Genomic DNA, 740 nt, shown 5'->3' with positions numbered 1-740 from the left:
CCGCGACATGCCGATGGACCGTGCGGCGCTGCTCGGCTGCGCGATCACGACCGGGGCGGGCGCGGTGTTCAACACGACCGACGTGACGCCGGGCGAGACGGTGTGCGTGGTCGGGTGCGGCGGGATCGGGCTAGCGGCGGTGAACGCTGCGAAGATCGCGGGTGCGGGAAAGATCATCGCGCTCGATCCGGTGCCGGAGAAGCGCGCGATGGCGGAGAAGCTGGGGGCCACGCACAGCTTCGACGCGCTGTCCGAGACCGCCGCGGACGAGGTCGTCGCGCTGACCAGGGGCGGCGTCCACCATGCGATCGAGGCGGTCGGCCGGACGCAGTCGGCGGCGACCGCGGTCAAGGTGCTGCGGCGCGGTGGGACAGCGACGATCCTGGGGATGATGCCGCTGGGCGAGAAAGTCGGGCTGTCGGCGATGGACCTGTTGTCGGGCAAGCGGCTCCAGGGTGGGTTCATGGGGTCGAACCGGTTCCCGGTCGACATCCCGCGGCTCGTCGACTTCTACATGCGCGGGCTGCTCGATCTCGACACGATCATCGCGGACCGGATGCCGCTCGAACGGATCAACGATGCGTTCGACGAATTGCGCCGCGGCGACACGACGCGCAGCGTGATCACCTTCGCATGAGCGGCGATGCAGTTAGTACGATGGTCGGTACGATCCCGGTCGGCGAGCGGGACCGGCTCGATCTCGACCGGTTGACGGCATGGATGACGGAGGCTGTCGAAGG

General features: G+C 68.9%; 1 protein-coding gene. It reads left to right on the top strand.

Annotation, left to right across the window (positions count from 1 at the left end; all coding sequences use genetic code 11):
- Positions 1-637: zinc-binding dehydrogenase (locus sphsw_RS20495; RefSeq protein WP_235188392.1), on the top strand; the 637-nt coding region annotated here is incomplete at its 5' end.
- Positions 638-740 lie beyond the last annotated feature (103 nt).

The sequence above is a fragment of the Sphingomonas sp. FUKUSWIS1 genome, from assembly GCF_000733135.1.
GTDB lineage: Bacteria > Pseudomonadota > Alphaproteobacteria > Sphingomonadales > Sphingomonadaceae > Sphingomonas > Sphingomonas aerolata.
This window is presented reverse-complemented; position numbering and strand designations above follow the sequence as displayed.